The sequence below is a fragment of the Rhizobium sp. Nf11,1 genome (assembly GCF_050587665.1).
Lineage (GTDB): Bacteria > Pseudomonadota > Alphaproteobacteria > Rhizobiales > Rhizobiaceae > Rhizobium.
Genome location: NZ_JBOBHU010000028.1, coordinates 37512 through 57013, shown reverse-complemented (window position 1 = coordinate 57013; position 19502 = coordinate 37512). Strand labels below are relative to the sequence as shown.

The 19502-nt window shown below is 60.7% G+C and carries 21 protein-coding genes and 1 tRNA gene; 10 read left to right on the top strand and 12 right to left on the bottom strand.

The genetic code is table 11. The features are described from left to right. Positions 1 to 44: 44 nt before the first annotated feature. The 5 genes from ACQ7C1_RS28330 (at position 45) to ACQ7C1_RS28310 (ending at position 5376) form a co-directional block, all read left to right on the top strand. Positions 45 to 896 (top strand): alpha/beta fold hydrolase, encoded by an 852-nt coding sequence (locus ACQ7C1_RS28330; RefSeq protein ID WP_085779916.1) that lies wholly within the window; start codon positions 45 to 47, stop codon positions 894 to 896. A gap of 151 nt (positions 897 to 1047) precedes the next feature. After that, complete coding sequence (rpsO, locus tag ACQ7C1_RS28325) at positions 1048 to 1317, top strand: 30S ribosomal protein S15 (protein WP_009997779.1); 270 nt, start codon at positions 1048 to 1050, stop codon at positions 1315 to 1317. Between the two features lie 350 nt (positions 1318 to 1667). Then, the gene (pnp, locus tag ACQ7C1_RS28320) at positions 1668 to 3806 is read left to right on the top strand and encodes a polyribonucleotide nucleotidyltransferase (RefSeq protein WP_011423507.1); all 2139 of its coding nucleotides are present in this window, start codon (positions 1668 to 1670) and stop codon (positions 3804 to 3806) included. Positions 3807 to 3881: 75 nt separating this feature from the next. Then, positions 3882 to 4898 carry a class I SAM-dependent methyltransferase gene (locus ACQ7C1_RS28315; RefSeq protein WP_430960667.1) on the top strand — a complete coding sequence of 339 codons (1017 nt, stop codon included), beginning with the start codon at positions 3882 to 3884 and terminating at the stop codon, positions 4896 to 4898. A gap of 70 nt (positions 4899 to 4968) precedes the next feature. Then, the gene (locus ACQ7C1_RS28310) at positions 4969 to 5376 is read left to right on the top strand and encodes an ester cyclase (RefSeq protein WP_085857758.1); all 408 of its coding nucleotides are present in this window, start codon (positions 4969 to 4971) and stop codon (positions 5374 to 5376) included. A gap of 156 nt (positions 5377 to 5532) precedes the next feature. Here the strand turns inward: ACQ7C1_RS28310 and fabI are convergent, their stop codons facing one another. The 3 genes from fabI to fabA are packed head-to-tail and all read right to left on the bottom strand — an operon-like array spanning position 5533 to position 8138. Next, the gene (gene fabI, locus ACQ7C1_RS28305; protein ID WP_430960666.1) at positions 5533 to 6339 is read right to left on the bottom strand and encodes an enoyl-ACP reductase FabI; all 807 of its coding nucleotides are present in this window, start codon (positions 6337 to 6339) and stop codon (positions 5533 to 5535) included. 4 nt (positions 6340 to 6343) lie between these two features. Next, complete coding sequence (fabB, locus tag ACQ7C1_RS28300) at positions 6344 to 7579, bottom strand: beta-ketoacyl-ACP synthase I (protein ID WP_430960665.1); 1236 nt, start codon at positions 7577 to 7579, stop codon at positions 6344 to 6346. 43 nt (positions 7580 to 7622) lie between these two features. Next, entirely contained in the window at positions 7623 to 8138 is a 516-nt protein-coding gene (gene fabA / locus ACQ7C1_RS28295) for a 3-hydroxyacyl-[acyl-carrier-protein] dehydratase FabA (RefSeq protein ID WP_020920068.1), read from the bottom strand. A 301-nt stretch (positions 8139 to 8439) separates the two neighbouring features. Between fabA and irrA the strand changes: the two genes are divergently transcribed. After that, complete coding sequence (gene irrA, locus ACQ7C1_RS28290; RefSeq protein ID WP_430960664.1) at positions 8440 to 8859, top strand: iron response transcriptional regulator IrrA; 420 nt, start codon at positions 8440 to 8442, stop codon at positions 8857 to 8859. 15 nt (positions 8860 to 8874) lie between these two features. Here irrA and ACQ7C1_RS28285 read toward each other — a convergent pair whose 3' ends face one another. Further along, positions 8875 to 9510, bottom strand: a complete 636-nt coding sequence (locus tag ACQ7C1_RS28285) for a trimeric intracellular cation channel family protein (RefSeq protein WP_064805816.1) — start codon at positions 9508 to 9510, stop codon at positions 8875 to 8877. A 178-nt stretch (positions 9511 to 9688) separates the two neighbouring features. Here ACQ7C1_RS28285 and ACQ7C1_RS28280 point away from each other — a divergent pair, with 178 nt between their 5' ends. Then, positions 9689 to 10162: a hypothetical protein gene (locus tag ACQ7C1_RS28280; protein WP_430960663.1), complete on the top strand. Its 474-nt coding sequence runs from the start codon at positions 9689 to 9691 to the stop codon at positions 10160 to 10162. 2 nt (positions 10163 to 10164) lie between these two features. Here the strand turns inward: ACQ7C1_RS28280 and ACQ7C1_RS28275 are convergent, their stop codons facing one another. Next, entirely contained in the window at positions 10165 to 10953 is a 789-nt protein-coding gene (locus tag ACQ7C1_RS28275; RefSeq protein WP_430960662.1) for a YdcF family protein, read from the bottom strand. A 76-nt stretch (positions 10954 to 11029) separates the two neighbouring features. Further along, entirely contained in the window at positions 11030 to 11746 is a 717-nt protein-coding gene (locus ACQ7C1_RS28270; protein ID WP_430960661.1) for a YoaK family protein, read from the bottom strand. A 231-nt stretch (positions 11747 to 11977) separates the two neighbouring features. Here ACQ7C1_RS28270 and ACQ7C1_RS28265 point away from each other — a divergent pair, with 231 nt between their 5' ends. Continuing rightward, positions 11978 to 12214 carry a DUF2798 domain-containing protein gene (locus ACQ7C1_RS28265; RefSeq protein WP_285192089.1) on the top strand — a complete coding sequence of 79 codons (237 nt, stop codon included), beginning with the start codon at positions 11978 to 11980 and terminating at the stop codon, positions 12212 to 12214. Between the two features lie 53 nt (positions 12215 to 12267). Here the strand turns inward: ACQ7C1_RS28265 and ACQ7C1_RS28260 are convergent, their stop codons facing one another. The 3 genes from ACQ7C1_RS28260 to ACQ7C1_RS28250 form a co-directional block, all read right to left on the bottom strand. After that, entirely contained in the window at positions 12268 to 12507 is a 240-nt protein-coding gene (locus ACQ7C1_RS28260) for a GIY-YIG nuclease family protein (RefSeq protein WP_097600464.1), read from the bottom strand. Positions 12508 to 12626: 119 nt separating this feature from the next. After that, positions 12627 to 12702, bottom strand: a tRNA-Ala gene (locus ACQ7C1_RS28255). 148 nt (positions 12703 to 12850) lie between these two features. Continuing rightward, the gene (locus ACQ7C1_RS28250; protein ID WP_003589408.1) at positions 12851 to 13234 is read right to left on the bottom strand and encodes a TIGR02300 family protein; all 384 of its coding nucleotides are present in this window, start codon (positions 13232 to 13234) and stop codon (positions 12851 to 12853) included. Between the two features lie 387 nt (positions 13235 to 13621). On the opposite strand from ACQ7C1_RS28250, the gene cmk reads away from it, so the two are divergent. Together cmk and rpsA are read left to right on the top strand one after the other, a co-directional pair. Next, the gene (gene cmk / locus ACQ7C1_RS28245; protein WP_430960660.1) at positions 13622 to 14269 is read left to right on the top strand and encodes a (d)CMP kinase; all 648 of its coding nucleotides are present in this window, start codon (positions 13622 to 13624) and stop codon (positions 14267 to 14269) included. Positions 14270 to 14444: 175 nt separating this feature from the next. Then, entirely contained in the window at positions 14445 to 16148 is a 1704-nt protein-coding gene (rpsA, locus tag ACQ7C1_RS28240) for a 30S ribosomal protein S1 (protein WP_221113867.1), read from the top strand. A 76-nt stretch (positions 16149 to 16224) separates the two neighbouring features. Here rpsA and ACQ7C1_RS28235 read toward each other — a convergent pair whose 3' ends face one another. The 3 genes from ACQ7C1_RS28235 to ACQ7C1_RS28225 form a co-directional block, all read right to left on the bottom strand. Then, a complete protein-coding gene (locus ACQ7C1_RS28235; RefSeq protein WP_430960659.1) occupies positions 16225 to 17742 on the bottom strand; it encodes a hypothetical protein in 1518 nt (505 codons plus the stop codon). Positions 17743 to 17966: 224 nt separating this feature from the next. Further along, the gene (locus ACQ7C1_RS28230) at positions 17967 to 18593 is read right to left on the bottom strand and encodes a ribonuclease D (RefSeq protein ID WP_430960658.1); all 627 of its coding nucleotides are present in this window, start codon (positions 18591 to 18593) and stop codon (positions 17967 to 17969) included. An 84-nt stretch (positions 18594 to 18677) separates the two neighbouring features. Then, the gene (locus ACQ7C1_RS28225) at positions 18678 to 19487 is read right to left on the bottom strand and encodes a MerR family transcriptional regulator (protein ID WP_430960657.1); all 810 of its coding nucleotides are present in this window, start codon (positions 19485 to 19487) and stop codon (positions 18678 to 18680) included. Between the last annotated feature and the right edge of the window lie 15 nt (positions 19488 to 19502).

The following is a 19502-nucleotide window of genomic DNA, read 5'->3' as shown; positions in this document are numbered from 1 at the left end:
CCATAGCGCCCGAGGGGCCATGGTGGCCCGACAAGGGGATGAAAATGCGCGCAACCGCTATCGGAGTACTGACGTTCTTTTCGATGTTTCTGACCATCGCCGGCGCTCAATCCGCCGAGCGCTGGGCCGAGCTGCCGGCCTTTCCTTCGATGCCCGCGGCGACGACGAGCGGCGTGGCCGATGTGAACGACATCAAGATGTATTATGCCGAATATGGTGAAGGCGAGCCGATCCTCTTCATCCATGGCGGCCTTGGAAATGCCGACGTCTGGGGTCACCAGATCGCCGATTTCGCCAGGGATCACCTGGTCATCGTCGCCGACAGCCGCGGCCATGGCCGCTCGACGCGCAGCCAGCAGCCTTTCGGCTACGATCTGATGACATCGGATTACGTGGCCCTTCTCGACCATCTGAAGATCGGCAAGGTGACGCTGGTGGGATGGTCGGACGGCGGCATCATCGGCATCGACATGGCAATGAAACATCCGGAAAAGCTGACCCGCGTCATTGCCCAGGCGGCAAACGTCACGACCGACGGCGTCAAGGCCGACGTCATGGAAAACCAGACCTTCAAAGCCTACATCGATGTCGCCGGCGATCAGTACCGAAAGCTTTCGCCGACGCCGGACGAGTACGATGCCTTCGTCACGCAGATCTCCCACATGTGGGAGACCCAACCGGCATGGACGGCCGCCGATCTTGGAAAGATCACGGTTCCCGTCACGCTCGCGATCGGCGATCACGACGAAGCCGTCAAGCTCGATCATACGGAATTGATGGCCAAGGAGATTCCCGGCGCCAAGCTCGTGATCCTGAAGGATGCCAGCCATTTCGCCATGCTGCAGGATCCCGAAGGTTATGATGCAATGATCCGGGACGCCATGGCGGGCCGTTGAAAGCGGCTACAGGAGTCCCCTCTTTCAATCGCTGCAGATTTGGTTTATAGGCAGCGCCAGCGTCAGGTTCGCCTGCTCGCATTCACGGCCAAAGCTGGACGGCATCCCGGCTTGTGGCGACTTTTTCTCCTCTCATAGAAAGGAACGTCCGATGTCGATCACTGCTGAGCGCAAGGCTGCGCTGATCAAGGAATACGCAACTGCCGAAGGCGATACCGGTTCTCCGGAAGTCCAGGTTGCGATCCTGACCGAACGCATCAACAACCTGACCGAACATTTCAAGGACCACAAGAAGGATAACCATTCCCGCCGTGGCCTGCTGACGATGGTTTCGAGCCGCCGCTCGCTTCTTGATTATCTCAAGAAGAAGGATGAAGGCCGCTATTCCAAGCTGATCAACAGCCTGGGTATCCGCCGCTAAAATTGTCCGGCGGACGCTTTTAAGCGTCCGCCGGATCTGTTTCGGGACGACGCTCCCGATGAAATGTTCCACCCGCGCCCTATCTCAAGCGGTGGAACGACCGGCAGGCCCGGATGGGCCGGTTCTGCCAAACCAACCGCTGACCTGTCATGGGGCAGGATTGCCGGATGCTTTCGGCCAAAGCTCTCCAAGGCTTTGGCCCAAGTTTCTCAGGAACTCTGAAGTTCGGGAAACTGCCGATGAAAAGCCTCCCGTTGTCTTGCCCGTGATACGTCACATTGATTGCGGTCGACTGTGCGCTGCGCCCTGATATCGGCGATGGCGCGTGCTCCCGCATTGAAGGACAAGATATGTTTGATACACACACAGTGGAAATCGAGTGGGCCGGCCGCCCGCTGAAGCTCGAAACCGGCAAGATCGCCCGTCAGGCCGACGGTGCGGTTCTCGCCACTTACGGCGAGACCGTCGTTCTCGCCACCGTCGTCTCGGCCAAGGCGCCGAAGCCCGGCCAGGACTTCTTTCCGCTGACCGTCAACTACCAGGAAAAGACCTACGCGGCCGGCAAGATTCCCGGCGGCTATTTCAAGCGCGAAGGACGTCCGAGCGAAAACGAAACGCTCGTTTCCCGCCTGATCGACCGCCCGATCCGCCCGCTCTTCCCGGAAGGCTACAAGAACGACACGCAGGTCGTCGTCACCGTCGTCCAACACGACCTCGAGAACAATCCCGACATCTTGTCCATGATCGCCTCTTCGGCGGCGCTGACGCTTTCCGGCGTTCCTTTCATGGGCCCGGTCGGCGGCGCGCGCGTCGGCTACATCAATGGCGAATATGTTCTCAACCCGCATCTCGACGAGATGGATGAGTCGAGCCTCGACCTGGTCGTCGCCGGCACCTACGATGCCGTGCTGATGGTCGAGTCCGAAGCCAAGGAACTGCCCGAAGACGTCATGCTCGGCGCCGTCATGTTCGGCCACAAGGGCTTCCAGCCGGTTCTCGACGCGATCATCAAGCTCGCCGAAGTCGCTGCCAAGGAGCCGCGCGACTTCCAGCCGGAAGACTATTCCGAGCTCGAAGGCGAGATGCTGAAGCATTTCGAGGCAGAGCTCCGCGAAGCTTACAAGATCACCCAGAAGGCCGACCGCTACGCCGCCGTCGACGCCGTCAAGGCAAAGGTCAAGGCGCATTTCCTCCCCGAGGAAGGCGAAGCCAAGTATACGGCCGAGGAAGTCGGCGCGATCTTCAAGCACCTGCAGGCCAAGATCGTCCGCTGGAACATCCTGGACACCAAGAGCCGCATCGACGGCCGCGATCTTGAAACCGTTCGTCCGATCGTTTCGGAAGTCGGCCTTCTGCCGCGCACGCACGGTTCGGCGCTCTTCACGCGCGGCGAAACGCAGGCGATCGTGGTTGCCACGCTCGGCACCGGCGAAGACGAGCAGTATGTCGACAGCCTGACCGGCATGTACAAGGAGCGCTTCCTGCTCCATTACAACTTCCCCCCCTTCTCGGTTGGTGAGACCGGGCGCATGGGCTCCCCAGGTCGCCGCGAGATCGGCCACGGCAAGCTCGCATGGCGTGCGATCCGTCCGATGCTGCCGTCGGCTGAGCAGTTCCCCTACACGCTGCGCGTCGTTTCCGAGATCACCGAATCCAACGGCTCGTCGTCGATGGCAACCGTCTGCGGCACGTCGCTGGCGCTGATGGATGCAGGCGTCCCGCTCGCCAAGCCGGTTGCCGGTATCGCCATGGGCCTGATCCTCGAGGGCGATCGCTTTGCCGTCCTCTCCGACATTCTCGGTGATGAAGACCACCTCGGCGACATGGACTTCAAGGTTGCCGGCACGGCCGATGGCATCACTTCGCTGCAGATGGACATCAAGATCGCCGGCATCACCGAAGAGATCATGAAGGTCGCTCTCGGCCAGGCCAAGGGCGGTCGCGCCCATATCCTCGGCGAAATGGCCAAGGCCATCACCGAAAGCCGCGGCCAGCTTGGCGAATTCGCTCCGCGCATCGAAGTCATGAACATCCCGGTCGACAAGATCCGCGAAGTCATCGGCTCTGGCGGCAAGGTCATCCGCGAAATCGTCGAAAAGACCGGCGCGAAGATCAACATCGAGGACGATGGCACCGTCAAGATCGCCTCCTCTTCCGGCAAGGAGATCGAAGCGGCCCGCAAGTGGATCCACTCGATCGTCGCCGAGCCTGAAATCGGCCAGATCTACGAAGGCACTGTCGTCAAGACCGCCGACTTCGGCGCCTTCGTCAACTTCTTCGGCGCCCGCGACGGTCTCGTCCATATCTCGCAGCTCGCTTCCGAGCGCGTCGCCAAGACGACTGATGTCGTCAAGGAAGGCGACAAGGTCTGGGTCAAGCTGCTCGGCTTCGACGAACGCGGCAAGGTTCGCCTGTCGATGAAGGTCGTCGACCAGGCCACCGGCCAGGAGATTCCGAACGAGAAGAAGAAGGAAGAAGCGGCCGAATAAGCCGCCTCTGCCAGCTTTAATTCCGGGCGCGGGAATCTTCCGCGCCCTTTTTCTATTCTAAATGAGACGATATCCATGAGCCGCGAAACGCTGAAGACTCTTTTCCACCCCTTTGCCAGCGGCACAATCAAGGCGCCCGGCGAAGGCGAGCGTGTGCTCTTCCTCGGCGCCGAGGCTGGCTTTGCGCTGCCGGAAGGTTTTGCCGCCGCGCTCAGCGCCGTCCAGGGCTTCCGGCCGCTCTACCGCCAGCTGCTGGCGCAGCGGATCGAAGCCACGCCTGAGATCGACGGTGAGGACTATGACGCAGCACTCGTGCTCTGCACCAAGCACAAGGGCGAGAACGAGGCCAATCTCGCCGCCGCGATCACCCGCACGCGGGCCGGCGGCCTGATCGTCGTTGCCGGCGCCAAGGAAGACGGCATCCAGCCGCTGCGCAAGCGCATGGAAGGATTCGGCCTCGCCATCGACCATATGCCGAAATATCACGGCGTGGCCTTCTGGTTCGGCCGGCCGGCAGAAACCGGCGAAATCGTCTCCAAGCTGGCGAAGGCGCCGGTGCGCGTCGACGATCGCTTCCATGCGGCTGCCGGCATGTTCTCGCACGACCGGATCGATGCCGGCTCGGAACTGCTCGCCTCGCGCCTGCCGCAGGATTTTGCCGGCGACGTCGCGGATTTCGGCGCGGGGTGGGGCTATCTCTCCGTCGAGATGGCGCAAAGATCGCCTGGAATTGCCCGCCTTGACCTCTACGAGGCCAACCACGCCGCTTTGGAGGCCGCCAAAGACAATCTGGCGGAGAACTGCCCAAACGCGCCTGTGCGCTTCTTCTGGCACGATCTGGCGAGCGAGCCGGTCAAGGACAAATACGACCTCGTCATCATGAACCCGCCCTTCCATGAGGGCCACGCCGCCGAGCCTTCGCTCGGCCAGGCGATGATCAAGGCCGCAGCATCCGCCCTTCGCGGTAACGGCCGGCTGATGCTCGTCGCCAATCGCGGCCTGCCTTACGAGCCGGTTCTGGCGGCCAATTTCAAGGAAAGCGGCGAAACCTGCCGCAATGCGCGCTTCAAGGTGCTGTGGGCGAAGAAGTAAGCTGTCCGCATTGGCAGCCTCGAGTGATCTGCTAGACTTGCTGCAGATGGAGAAATCACAGGGGAGAGGGATGGAGACTGAAGCCAACAAGGCGCTCGTCATGGCGTATGTCGAGGCATTCAACCGCTTCGACATGGTCGCACTGCGCGAACTGTTTGCCGCCGATGCGCGGATTTACGGTGTTCTGGGGTATGGTGGTCTGGACGACGTCGAACCCATCTGGCGCGAGCTTCACGAGGGCATGAATATAAACCTCGAGATCCTCGATATCGCCGCGGAGGGAACGAATGTCGTGGTCCGCTACCGGGAAACCGGGCGCTACTCCGGTTTCTTTCGCGGTCTCGTGGGGCATGACCCGACCGGCAAAAGCTACGAAGTCACAGCAATGGAATGGTTCGTTGTCGAAAACGGAAAGATTGCGACCCGCTGGGGCGCCAGGGATTCGGCGGCTATCTTGCGGCAGGTCATTCATCCCTAGAGCAATTCCAGCAAAAGTGTGTAACGGGTTTTGCGTTCGGAACTGCGTGAAAACAAAGAGATAGAGCATTTCCGTGATTCGAAGAAAAACGGAGGTGCTCTAGAGGATGAGTCTTGAAGAAAAGCCGGGCTCGCCTTCAAGCCCGGCTTTCTGTCTTTATTCCACGTCTGCCCTGCGCAGCGCTTCGAGCGTCGGCATGGAGGTGATGTTGAAGCCGGCATCGACGAAATGGATCTCGCCGGTGACCCCGGCGGAGAGGTCGGAGAGCAGGTAAAGCGCCGAACTGCCGACCTGATCGATGGTCACAGTCTTGCGCAGCGGCGCGTTCCGCTGGTTCCAGGAGAGGATCGCGCGTGCGTCCGAAATGCCGGCGCCGGCAAGCGTGCGGATCGGGCCGGCGGAAATTGCGTTGACGCGGATGCCGCGCGGGCCGTAGTCGGCAGCGAGATAACGCACCGAAGCCTCGAGCGCCGCCTTGGCGACGCCCATGACATTGTAATTCGGAATGACGCGCGTCGAGCCGTTATAGGTCAGCGTCAGCATCGCGCCACTGCCTTCCATCAGCGGGGCGCAACGCTTGGCGATCTCGGTGAAGGAGAAGCAGGAGATGACCATGGTGCGGCTGAAATTCTCCCGCGTCGTATCAGCGTAGAGGCCCTTCAGCTCGTTCTTGTCGGAGAAGCCGATGGCATGGACGATAAAATCGAGCTTGCCCCAGCGCTCGCCGAGTGCGTCTACCACGGCATCGACGGAAGCAATGTCCTCGACGTCGCAAGGCAGCACGAAATCCGAGCCGACTTCGGCGGCCAGCGGCCGGACGCGCTTGCCGAGCGCATCGCCCTGATAGGTGAAGGCGAGGTCCGCACCCTGCGCGGCGAGCGCTTTTGAAATCCCCCAGGCAATCGAATGGTTGTTTGCGACGCCCATGATGAGGCCGCGCTTACCCTGCATGATTCCAGTCATGTTGTTATCCGTTATAGCGCTGGAAGACGAGCGTGGCGTTCGTCCCGCCGAAGCCGAAGGAATTGGAGAGAGCGATATCGATCTTCGCATCGTCGATACGCTTGCGCACGATCGGCACGCCTTCGAATTCGGGATCGAGCTCGGTGATATGGGCGCTTTCGCCGATGAAGCCTTGCTGCATCATCAGCAGGGAATAGATCGATTCCTGCACGCCGGCCGCACCCAGCGAATGGCCGGTCAGCGATTTGGTCGACTGGATATGCGGGATCTTGGCGCCGCCGAATACCTCGCGGATGGCGCCGATTTCCTTGCTGTCGCCGACCGGAGTCGAGGTGCCGTGAGTGTTGATATAGTCAACATCGCCTTTGACGGTGGAAAGCGCCTGGCGCATGCAGCGGATAGCGCCTTCGCCCGAGGGGGCGACCATGTCGTAACCATCGGAGGTCGCGCCGTAGCCGACGATTTCGGCGTAGATTTTGGCGCCGCGGGCCTTGGCGCGCTCCAGCTCCTCCAGCACCAGCACGCCGGCGCCGCCGGCGATGACGAAACCGTCGCGGTTGACGTCATAAGCGCGCGAGGCGGTGTCGGGCGTATCGTTATATTTGGAGGACATGGCGCCCATGGCATCGAAGAGATTGGACATCGTCCAGTCGAGATCTTCGTGGCCGCCGGCAAACATCACGTCCTGCTTGCCCCACTGAATCATTTCGGCGGCGTTGCCGATGCAATGGGCGGAGGTCGAGCAGGCCGACGAGATCGAATAATTGACGCCGTGGATCTTGAACCAGGTGGCAAGTGTGGCCGAAGCGGTGGAGGACATCGCCTTCGGCACGGCGAAGGGACCAATGCGCTTCGGGCTGTTGTTCTTGGTGGTGATCTCGGCCGCCTCGATCAGCGTACGGGTGGACGGTCCGCCAGATCCCATGATGATGCCGGTGCGCTCGTTCTGGGCATAGTCCTTCTCTTCCAGGCCGGAATCGGCGATCGCCTGCTTCATGGCGACATGGTTCCAGGCGCCGCCCTGCGACAGGAAGCGCATGGCGCGGCGATCGACCAGTTCGGCAAGTTCCGCCGGGCCGAGCTTCGGGCTGCCCCAGACTTGGCACTTGAAGCCGTGTTCGGCGAAATCGTTGGAAAAGGAAATGCCCGACTTTGCCTGGCGCAAGGATTCGGTGACTTCGGCCGCATCGCTTCCGATCGAGGAAACGATACCCAGACCCGTGACAACTACCCGTCTCATCTGATCAAACCTTTGTTGTTTTCGTCAGCCGCTCGAAATGCCGTCAGGCGGTCTTGTCTTTCGATAGACCGACGCGAAGGTCGGACGCCTGGTATATGGTCTCGCCGTCCGCCTTCAGCCAGCCGTCGGCCGTGCCGAGCACGAGGCGACCGCGCATGACGCGCTTGAAGTCGATGCCGTATTCGATCAGCTTGGTATGCGGCCGGACCATGCCCTTGAATTTCACTTCGCCGGTTGAAAGCGCCATGCCGCGACCTTCCTCGCCGAGCCAGCCCAGAAAGAAACCGGTCAGCTGCCACATGCCGTCGAGGCCGAGGCAGCCCGGCATAATCGGATTGCCTTCGAAATGGCAGGGAAAATACCAGTCGTCGGGGCGTACGTCGTATTCGGCCCTGAGATAACCCTTGTCGAAGGCACCGCCCGTTTCGGAGATGTCCGTGATGCGGTGAACCATCAGCATGGGCGGCAGCGGCAGCTGCGCATTACCGGGTCCGAACAGCTCGCCATGGGCGCAAGCGATGAGTTCTTCATACGAGAAGCTGGACTGTCTGGTGGTCATAAAATTTCTTTTTCCCCCCGCGTGAAGCCGATGGATGTGAACGTGTAGTCCAAGTTCTTCAGAAAATGAAGCACAAGCAAGGCAGCTTCATTCATCGGTTTGGACCAGGCTTACGCCATTATTTGGTGGTCGCATACAGGAAGGCCAGAGCTGCGACCAGACCTATTTGCATCAAAAGCCCGTTTTTGCCGCGTTTATCAGGCTCCTGTCCCCACTGAACTATTGAAAGGCTCCGATGCAAAAGTTATACCGCTTGAAGAAACATGATTGCTTTATGCAGGAATAATCGGAGTTCGTGTTGATGACGGGTACACTCCCGATCGCAATAGAGGTAAGGCTGCGCGGCGCGGGCCTGCGCCCTACACGCCAGCGCGTCGCGCTCGGCGACCTCCTGTTTGCCAAGGGCGACCGGCATTTGACCGTCGAGGAACTGCATGAGGAGGCGGTTGCCGCCGGCGTGCCGGTTTCGCTGGCGACCGTCTACAATACGCTGCACCAGTTCACCGAAGCCGGTCTCATCCGCGTTCTCGCTGTCGAGAGCGCCAAGACCTATTTCGACACCAATGTTTCCGACCACCATCATTTCTTCATCGAAGGCCATAATGAGGTGCTCGACATTCCCGTCGGCAACCTGACGATCGGCAATCTGCCGGAGCCGCCCGAAGGCATGGAGATCGCTCATGTCGACGTGGTGATCCGCCTGCGGGCCAAACAAGGCTGACGGCACCTAAAAGATTCACATCACATCGTCTGGATGCCGACCGGGCTTATGTTTGTAGATCGGGAAGGTCCAACCGAACCAAAGAGCGCCGCCGCGAACAGCAAAGGCCGCCACGACACCGCAGCCCGAGGCCAGATAGAGCGGCATCCCCAGCGCGTTGGCGAGCGTAAACACGCCGGCGCCGATCAGCGCCGCCGTCACATAGATTTCCGGCCGCAAAAGCACCGAAGGCTCGTTTGCCATCAGATCGCGCAGGATGCCGCCGAAGGTTGCCGTCAATGTACCGGTGACGATCGCGATGGTCGGCGAGCCGGTGGCAGCAAGGCCCTTGGCGGCGCCGAGCACGCAATAGGCGGCAAGACCGATCGCATCCAGCCAGATCAGCAGGCGATAACGCGATTCCAGCAGGTGGGCGGTGAAGAAGACAATCACGCCCATGATGCAGCAGACGAGGATATAGGCGGGGTTCAATACCCAGAAGACCGGCACGCGGCCGAGCACGATGTCGCGCACCGTGCCGCCGCCGGTTCCCGTCACCATGGCGAAAAACAGAAAGCCGATCAGATCGAGCTGCTTGCGCGAAGCGGCGAGCGCGCCTGTCGCGGCAAACAGCGCAATACCGGCATAATCGAGATAGACAAGCAAGGACATGCGGACCCCGGGACCGGCGAACAGTTTCCGGAAAGAACCATGGCGGCAAGGGCGGCGCAAGGCGGCGCGGCCATAAAGCATCGGTCTTTATTCGATGCATGTCACTATCCATAAACTGCTGCACAGTTTTGGGCGGCATGCATGGACTACGGAGCCTTTGCCCAAAAGAGGAAAGCTTGTGAAAACGCTGGTGCTCGCCGTTCTCAACATCGTCCTGTTGCTTGCCATGCCGGTTGCCGCGCTTGCCCAGCAATCGCTGATCTCCGACCCCGAGATATACGAGAAGAAGCATTTTCAGGAGCAGTGCAAGGCGGCCGAATTCGCCGACGGCTTCGTCACCCGCCAGGACATCAACAATGACGGGCTGATCGACGCGGTGGTCAATGAGGGCCTGCTGACCTGCGACGGGCAGAAGGGGCCGCAATGCAACGACGACGGCTGCACCTATAATTTCTATCTGCAGGTCGCCGAGGGCGGTTATTTCATGATCGCGACGGCACAGATCTATGGCTACGACTTCGTCCAGCGCTTCGGCAACATGGTGCTGGCAATGAAGATGCATCCGCGTTTCTGCGACCGCACCGAAGGTGACCCCTGCATCGTCACGGCGCGCGTGCGCGGCACCAAATTCGTCACGATTTCGAAGAAATAGGCTTAGCGCGGATAAAGCTCCGACGTCCGGCCGGCGAGATAATAGCCGATCAGGCCGTACCATTCGCGGATCGCCGTCGCCATATTCTGGGCATTGAGGTTCGGCTGGGTGAAATCCAGGCCCGGTTTCACCTGCCCGTCGGTGCGATAATCGGTCGGCCAGGGCACGATATCGATGCCGAGCTTGCGGAAAATGCCGACGGAACGCGGCATATGGAAGCCCGAGGTGATCAGCAGGCAATTTGAAAGCCCCTGACTCGCCAGGAATTCCTTGGTATTGACGGCATTTTCGAAGGTTGTGCGCGATTGCCGCTCCTCGATCAGGCGATCCCTCGCGATGCCGAAGAGCGGGAAGAAGCGCTCGGATGCCGCCGCATCGCCTTCGTAGATGCCTGAGAGTGAGCCGTCGCCGCCCGAGATCAGGATGCGCGACTGCGGAAATTTCTGCGCGAGCCGCAGGGCTTCGACGAAGCGGTCGGCCGCAGGGTTGAATTCAATGCCGTGACGCGCCGTATTCACCTCGTTTTCGAAGGCGCCGCCGAGCACGATCATGCATTCGAGGCTATCGGGATCTGCGGCGGGTTTGGCGAAGCGCTGCTCCAGACCCTGCATCAGAAGGTTTCCGGCCGTGGTGTAGAGCGTGACGAAGAGGATGACGACTGAAGCCATCGCGCTGAGAATGCTCAAGCTGCGCCAGCGCAGGAGGCTGGCGGCAAAGGCGAAGAAGACAAGAATGAATGCCAGCGACAGCGGCTGGGCAAGAATCCAGACAAGCTTCGAAATAACGAACAAGACCTACTCCCTTGAAGATCGGCGGCGGTCCTTCCTATCCGATTCGACGGTAACAGGAATGCGACGGGTCCTATCTCTAGCGCAGGGCGCCCGTGTGGTGCGGCGCGAGCTTCTGGTTGAAGCGCCGCTGAAGCGGCCGGGGAATGAACATGGTGGCAAGCGCCAGCGCCATGGCAAAGATGGAGACCAGCCACAATGCATGGGCGCCGCTCAGCCGCGTCAGGACCGCACCGGCGATCGCGCCGAGCATCATGCCGCCCCAGGGCACGAGCTGGATGGTCCATTCGATACGGCGATCGCCGATGATCCAGCGGCCGATGCCGCGGCCGAAACGCGACAGCGCGCCTGTCACATAAGTCAGGCCGATCGGCAGGCCTTCGATATGTTCGACGGCGGCGTTCACCATGCCCATGGATAAAACGATCATGTAGAACCGCGCGAGCATCAGGCCCTCAGCCGTCGTCATCGAAGCAAACGCCAGAAGGGCACCGACGCAGCCGAGCACGACGAAGATGCGCCGCTCGGAGACATGGGCGATGACGATGCCGGCCGCATTGCCGAGCACGAAAATGAAAATGGCGGAGATCAGCACCGCCGCATGATAAAGATTGCCCTGGCTGAGAGCGAGTGCAGCCCGGGTCGTATTCCCCGTCATGAAGGAGACGAAATCGCCGGTCAGCAGCAGCCCGGTCGCATCGGTCATGCCGGCCAGAAACGAAATTGAACCAACGAGGGCGAGCCCGGTCAGGGTTCGTCGTGTACGAATGATACGGCGGCGTCTTGCTCTGGTCATTGGTCGAAGGGTCCTGAAGCCGAATCACTGAGATTCTTGCATGAAGGATAAGTCCTCTTCTTGAGGAATTGGCAAAGGATTGGCCGAGACGGACGCTTGCACGGCCGCATTTTTTCGGCGATAAAACGGCGTCGCTTCAGACCGAAGCTCCGTAAGCGTTTACGTCAATCAACGCGCAACCCGCCGGTCGGCGCTGCGCGATTGTTCGATCGGCATCTTACGGAGATTAAAATGCCCAAAGGCAAACTCCCCAAGCGTTACAACTCGATCGTCATGCCGCTCATCCTCTCGCTGCTGATGACATCCGTCGTCTCGGCGATCAGCATCGTCAGAGCACAAGGCCTCACCATGGCTGCACTTGCCATGTGGCCATCCGCCTGGGCTCTCTCCTGGGCAATCGCCTTTCCCGTGCTGCTATTGGTGCTGCCGGTGGTGAAGCGGTTGACGGCAGCGATCGTGGAGGCTTGAGACGAAAGACGCCGGCGGGCCGTGGGGGCGGTCTGCCGGAGTTGGCGGGCTGGTTAAAGTCTTTTCTTTGCGAATGCTCTGCCGGATGCCGACTTCAAGTACCTCTCAAAGGCAAAGGCCTGAGCTTCGTCGGAGAAAGCGAGATAGGTCTTCAGAGACCAAGGGACGTATTTTGAAGTGTGCGAGACCTCTCCAGCATTGTGTTTTGCCAGACGCGACTTAAGGTCGCCCGTCACGCCAACGTAATAGCGATCCGGAAAGGTGATGCTATGGAGAATGTAGACATATTTCATGAAGGAATCACGGCCCGCCTACGTTGCTTCGCAACTTCGTCGCGGCAGCCTCCGCTTCCTTCTCGTCTTCGTCCGCCAAGCCTTCCGGCTTGCCGAGCCGAAGCTCGAAGAGCGTAGGCTGGTGGAGCTAAGCGGGATCGAACCGCTGACCTCTTGCATGCCATGCAAGCGCTCTCCCAGCTGAGCTATAGCCCCATCAAGGCAGTCCGGCGTGGCCGGTCCTGGGATGCTCCGGAGGGCGTTTCCTCTGGAGTGGCGGCTTCTTACTTGCGGTTTTCGCAGATAGCAAGCCTAAAAAATCCGACCCGGAAATTTTTTGTCATCCGGGCCGGCATTTGTCTGATCAGACTTCGTCTTCGTCGCCGGTCACGCCGATGATGTCGCTCATGTCGTCGTCATCGTCGTCTTCGTCAGGCGTGAGGAAGGTGTCGTCATCGTCGTCGCCTTCGATTTCGACATCGTCATCGCCGATATCAGGGATGTCGTCGCCAGAGGCGGCGTCATCGGCATCCTCGAGCGAAACCAGTTCGACTTCGGTGTTTTCGGTATCGACTTCCGCGACCTCGTCTTCTTCGGCAACATCAGCGATCGCCGAGGTTTCCTCGAAGAAGGACAGGGGATAGGACTTGCCGGTATAAGGGGAAACGATCGGATCCCGGTTCAGATCATAAAACTTCTTGCCGGTTTCCGGATCGGTGCGCTTGGTTCCAAGTTCCGCTTTCGCCACTATAAGCCTCGTGAGAATGGCCGAATCCGCGATTCGGCAAAATGCCGTGCAAGCCGGCGTTCCATCGGAATTTATAAGCCGGTCCCCTTAATCGCTGTGGCTTCCCATGTCAAAGCCAAACTTTATCATCTCCGTGCGGCCGTTTTCGCCGGCTGGCGGATGACCGCTGACGGCGTTTGTGGTAACGAGCCGCGGCGGTAGAAGAAGCGGGCGAAGGCAGCAGCCGGCCAGGCCGACGCTTCGGAAGAAATGCGCTGCAGTTACAGAGGATTACGCGATGCATGGCTCTGCGCCGCAGCCCGCCGCCAGCTTCCAGCTGTTCCAGCCCCATCCGCGCAGGATGACCCCTTCGGCGCCTCGCGGCGCATCATTGCAGGATTGATCCCCATGGCAACAAAGAGTTTCACCATCGCCATCGACGGTCCGGCGGCGGCCGGCAAGGGGACGCTTTCGCGTCTTATCGCTGAACGATACGGCTTTCACCATCTCGACACGGGCCTGACTTACCGCGCGACCGCCAAGGCGCTGCTCGATGCCGGCCTGCCGCTCGACGACGAGGCGGTGGCGGAAAAGATCGCGCGGGAGGTTGAACTTGCCGGGCTGGATCGCGATATACTTTCCCGACACGAGATCGGCGAAGCCGCCTCGAAAATCGCTGTCATGCCGGCGGTGCGCCGGGCCCTGGTCGAGGCGCAGCGTCGGTTTGCGGCAAAGACGCCGGGCACGGTGCTCGACGGACGCGATATCGGCACGGTCGTCTGCCCGGATGCGCCGGTCAAGCTCTATGTGACGGCGTCGCCGGAGGTGCGCGCCAGACGGCGTTACGATGAGATCCTCGGCAAGGGGGCGACGGCGGATTTCGATGCGATTTTCGAGGACGTCAAGCGGCGCGACGAACGCGACATGGGACGGGCCGACAGCCCTTTGAAACCAGCCGATGATGCGCACTTGCTTGATACGTCGGAAATGAGTATAGAGGCCGCGTTCCAAGCCGCTCAATCGATCATCGATGCGGTCTTGAGCCGAAATGCCTAAATTCAAGCGATTTTGCATGCTCAGACGCATGGATCGCTTTAATGCAGCCTGAAATTCCGTCCAAGCGCCGGATTGCCTTCGTGAAAGAGGGCGGACTGGGTTCAGGCCCATTCAACTCGAACCAACCGGCGCATACGTGGGCCTTGAAGCTATCGAAGGCCACGCAGGAGATTTTATGTCAGTAGCAACTCCCTCTCGCGAGGATTTCGCGGCCCTTCTCGAAGAGTCCTTTGCCAAGAACGATCTGGCTGAAGGCTATGTCACCAAGGGTATCGTCACGGGCATCGAAAAGGATGTCGCAGTTGTCGACGTCGGCCTCAAGGTCGAAGGCCGCATCGCGCTCAAGGAATTCGGCGCACGCGCCAAGGACGGTTCGCTGAAGGTCGGCGACGAAGTCGAAGTCTATGTCGAGCGCATCGAAAACGCGCTTGGTGAAGCCGTTCTGTCGCGCGAGAAGGCTCGCCGCGAAGAAAGCTGGATCAAGCTCGAAGCCAAGTTCGAAGCCGGCGAGCGCGTCGAAGGCGTGATCTTCAACCAGGTCAAGGGCGGCTTCACCGTCGACCTCGACGGTGCAATTGCCTTCCTGCCGCGTTCGCAGGTCGACATCCGCCCGATCCGCGATGTCACGCCGCTGATGCACAACCCGCAGCCCTTCGAAATCCTCAAGATGGACAAGCGCCGCGGCAACATCGTGGTTTCGCGCCGTACGGTTCTGGAAGAGTCCCGTGCCGAGCAGCGTTCTGAAATCGTTCAGAACCTCGAAGAAGGCCAGGTTGTTGACGGCGTCGTCAAGAACATCACCGATTACGGTGCGTTCGTCGACCTCGGCGGCATCGACGGCCTGCTGCACGTCACCGACATGGCATGGCGCCGTGTGAACCATCCGTCGGAAATCCTGAACATCGGCCAGCAGGTCAAGGTTCAGATCATCCGTATCAACCAGGAAACCCACCGCATCTCGCTCGGCATGAAGCAGCTCGAGAGCGATCCGTGGGATGGCATCCAGGCGAAGTATCCGGAAGGCAAGAAGATTTCCGGTACCGTCACGAACATTACCGATTACGGTGCGTTCGTCGAGTTGGAGCCGGGCATCGAAGGCCTGATCCACATCTCGGAAATGTCCTGGACCAAGAAGAACGTTCACCCCGGCAAGATCCTGTCCACGAGCCAGGAAGTCGAAGTCGTCGTTCTCGAAGTCGATCCGTCCAAGCGCCGTATTTCGCTTGGCCTCAAGCAGACGCTGGAAAACCCGTGGGCAGCATTCGCCCGCAGCCATCCGGCCGGCACTGAAGTCGAAGGCGAAGTCAAGAACAAGACCGAATTCGGCCTGTTCATCGGCCTCGACGGCGATGTCGACGGCATGGTGCACCTCTCCGACCTCGACTGGAATCGTCCGGGCGAGCAGGTCATCGAAGAGTACAACAAGGGTGACGTCGTCAAGGCTGTCGTTCTCGACGTCGATGTCGAGAAGGAACGCATCTCGCTTGGCATCAAGCAGCTCGGCAAGGACTCGGTTGGTGAAGCAGCAGCTTCGGGCGACCTGCGCAAGAACGCAGTTGTTTCCTGCGAAGTCATCGCCATCAACGACGGCGGCATCGAAGTGAAGCTCGTCAATCACGAGGATATCACTTCCTTCATCCGTCGTGCCGATCTCGCCCGCGACCGCGACGAGCAGCGCCCTGAGCGCTTCTCCGTCGGCCAGATTGTCGACGCCCGCGTCACCAACTTCTCCAAGAAGGACCGCAAGATCATGCTGTCCATCAAGGCTCTGGAGATTGCGGAAGAGAAGGAAGCTGTCGCTCAGTTCGGTTCGTCCGACTCGGGCGCTTCGCTCGGCGACATCCTGGGCGCAGCCCTGAAGAACCGCGGCGGCGAATAAGCCTCGCAGTCACGTCTGAATATGGAACCCGCCGGAGCGATCCGGCGGGTTTTTTATTTTCAGGTAATGAAAGCCGCTATTCCCAGCCGACCATGCGCTGATAGAGCGCGTAGACCGGATCGGCTGCCGTGTCGGGCCGATACGCCGACGGCTCGGCATCGATCATCCTTGGCGTCCTGCGCTCGGGTGCCGCTTCCGCCCCGTCAGCATCGGGCTCGGCATCCTCACCGCCGGATTTCGCCTGCTGCTCGTCCTGCGGCGCACCGTCCTGGTGATGGTGATGCTGGTGACTGGTTTCACCGGCCTTTTCGTTCGACGGCGTATCCTTGGCGAACTGATAGGGCAGCTGGGCATAGGCAAAGCCCTCCGGCACCCTGGCCGCGAGCGGCACATAAGAGGCCTCGGCCATTTCGGGAAGCGGCATCGGTTGCGGCTGTGCGGCGATTTCTTTCGACTGTCGGGCGGCGGCAGCCGTGGCTCCGGTTTCCATCTGCGACGGGTGGAGCGTTGCGGACTGTCGAGCGTCGGCGACCAGATCTGCCGGCTGTCTCGTCAAGGTCTCATTCGCTTCGCTGATGACGGCTTCGTCGAGAATGACATCGATCTCCACCGCCGCCTCGACAGCACCATCCTCCAGCACGTTTTCCGAGTCCTGTTCGCGGATGATGGTGACGATCATCTCGGAAACCTCTTCGGTCATCGAGGCGACGATTCCCGTCCAGTTCCGGGGAATGACAGGATCGGCTTTTTGCGACGTTGCGCGAGGCTGAATGACCGGCAGTTCCGTCACCTCGGCCGTGTCGTCACCTGGCTCCGCCGGCGCCGATTGCCGAGCTTCGACCTTCGGGGCAACCTCTGCTTTTGTCGCCGAAGCGGAGCGAATCCGGCTTTCAGACTGCGAAATTTCAGGATCAGCGGCTTCCACGGTTGCGACGGTCACCGCTTCCTCGGTTGCCGCAAGCAGGGCGGTCTCGAACAATTTGCCGGCTGGTTCGGTTCGCTTTTCCGCCGGCTGGCGCATCGTGGCGGGCAGGCTGTCTTCATGCAGCTGGATCTCGGGCCGGGCTTCGGCACGCATCGGAGACGCGTCGTTCTGGCCATAGGAGCGGACAACGGCACGGGCGGCAAGATCGCGATCCTTGTAACGCACCATTTCCAGATAGGCGATGATACGCGCCGCCTCAGGCCCCGCCGGGTTCTTCAGGGCTTCGGCGATCATCCGGAGCGGCAGGTTGTGACCTTGCTCATTCAGCTGGCGTTCGACCTCATCGATTCTGGCCGCCGGCAGCCGCTGAATGGCGTCGGCAAGCCGAGAGGCGAAGGCCAGATTGGTCTCGTCTTCACGGCGATCGTGGGAAATGGAACGGCCGGCCGCATCGATGACATCGAAAAGGGCTTCGACCATGCGCTCGCGCGCCGCAAGGAGCAGGATATTGAGCTTGCCGGCAATGGCGGAATTCAGGTCGGCGGCTTCGACCGCGTTGACGGGCGCGGGGGCAATCACCGAACGGTCAAGACCGCCAGCAACGATCGCCGCAGTCTGGCCCTGAGATGAAAAGCTTGCATTGGACGCTGCACGAACGGGGGTCAACATGGCATGCCCTTTCGTAAAGTGACGATGAAAGCAGGCTCTATGAAAGGACCGCGCTCATCCGGTCCCTTGCATCCCGAGCAGATCCTCCTGTCCGCTGACGCAAGCGGCGCCATCGAATGCCTAAAAATTAAATCGGATATTAAGAAACAGAGATTAACCAATCGCTAACGCCCGCGGATCAGTTCATCCGCGGCTGCAGACAGTGGAGACTGACGGCAATTCGCTTAGCTGTGAGCGAAGATATCGGCCTCTTCCCAGCCGAGAAGGTCGAGCTTGGCGCGGGTCGGCAGGAATGCGAAGCAGGCCGTAGCGTGGTCGAAGCGGCCGTCGCGGATCAGGCGGGCCGTCAGCTTGTCGCGAAGCGCGTGCAGATAAAGCACGTCGGATGCGGCATATTCGAGCTGGGCAGGTGACAGTGTCTCGGCCGCCCAATCGGAAGATTGCTGCGCCTTGGAGACGTCGACATCGAGCATCTCCTTTAGATTGTCCTTGAGGCCGTGGCGATCGGTGTAAGTGCGGCAAAGGCGCGAGGCTATTTTGGTGCAGAAAACCGGGCTGGTCGTGACACCGAAGGTATGAAAGAGCACGGCAATATCGAAGCGGCCGTAATGAAAGATCTTCTGGTGCGTGGGATCTTCGAGCAGAGCGACGAGATTGGGGGCCTGTGTCTGGCCGGCGGCAATGCGGATGATGTCGGCGGTGCCGTCGCCCGGAGAAAGCTGGACGACGCAGAGACGATCCCGCCGCGGCACCAGGCCCAGGGTCTCGGTATCGATCGCGATCGCGCCGGTATAGCGGGCCGCATCGCTCGCGGAAATATCGCCTTCGTGGTAACGTATGGTGGCGGCCATCGGACTGTCTTTCGTTCGGATATTCTCCACTCGCGCTATAGCGCAAAGGCACACATTGCGAAACTGCTTCCTGCTGCGGCTGGTTCAGAATGTCGGCGGCGTGTTGATCCAGAGGAGCACGGTTTCGCCATCGTGGCGGTTGCGCCAGGAATGGTAGCGGCGGCTTTCGAAATACAGTGAATCGCCCGGGCCGAGATCGAAGAACTGGTCGCTGTCGAGCACCAGTTCCAGCCGGCCGGACAGGACATGCATGAATTCCTCGCCTTCGTGGCGATAGGCGCCCTCGCTGGCGGCGCCGGGCGCCAGCACGAAACGGTGGCAATCCATCATCCTTCGGCCTTCGGCAAGCAGCTGCACCGTGACTCCGGGGGTCGTTTCCGGCCAGGTGCGCCACTCGCCGGCGCGTATCACTGCCGGCACCTCCTCGCTTTCCGCGCCGGAGAGGCGGGAGACGGTGGTGGCGTAATATTCGGCGAGGTCGTGCAGCGTCTTGAATCCGACGCCTTGCGAGGTGCGTTCCAGCGTCGAGAGCGTCGAAGCGGTGATGCCGATATCACCGGCGACCTGATCAAGCGTTTTGCCTGCGGCGTGGCGGAGGCTCCGCAATTTACGGCCGAGGCCGGAATCCTGGCCGGGTTCGGCACCGTCGGCGGAAGGTTCCTCGCTCTCCAGCGCCTCGCGAATGGCCGCGGGATTGAGACCGCGCTCGGCCCGATACCAGGAGATGCGCTTCAGCCGCGCCACGTCGTCGGCGCTATATTGGCGATGGCCGGTTTCGGAGCGGCCGGGAACGACCAGACCCTGGCTTTCCCAGAGGCGCAACGTCGAGGCGGAGACGCCCGCCAGCCGCGCGGCCTCCGCCACCTTGTAGCGCACAGGCCCGTTGTCACTCATCAGCCAATACCCCGA